The organism is Corynebacterium sp. HMSC067D03 (assembly GCF_001811185.1).
In the GTDB taxonomy this organism is placed as follows: Bacteria; Actinomycetota; Actinomycetes; order Mycobacteriales; family Mycobacteriaceae; genus Corynebacterium; species Corynebacterium coyleae.
Genome location: NZ_KV803843.1, coordinates 1 through 230, shown reverse-complemented (window position 1 = coordinate 230; position 230 = coordinate 1). Strand labels below are relative to the sequence as shown.

At 54.3% G+C, this 230-nt stretch carries 1 pseudogene; it reads left to right on the top strand.

Annotation, left to right across the window (positions count from 1 at the left end):
* Positions 1 to 9: 9 nt before the first annotated feature.
* Positions 10 to 230, top strand: a pseudogene (locus HMPREF2785_RS10625) (IS21 family transposase); the annotation flags it as partial.

The following is a 230-nucleotide window of genomic DNA, read 5'->3' as shown; positions in this document are numbered from 1 at the left end:
GAGCGTGCTGTGAAAATCGCCTACACCAAAATCCTGGGTTACTTCAGCGACGAGGTCTTCTACAATCTCGATGACCTCAATGAGGCGATCGCTTGCCGTCTTGCCGATATCAACAGCGCAATGACGCGGCCTGATGGCTCAACACGGCGCATGCGCTTTGATCAAGAAGAGGCACCAGTGATGCGGGATCTTCCGCCGACGCCGTTTACGGAAGTGTCTTATAAGCGGCT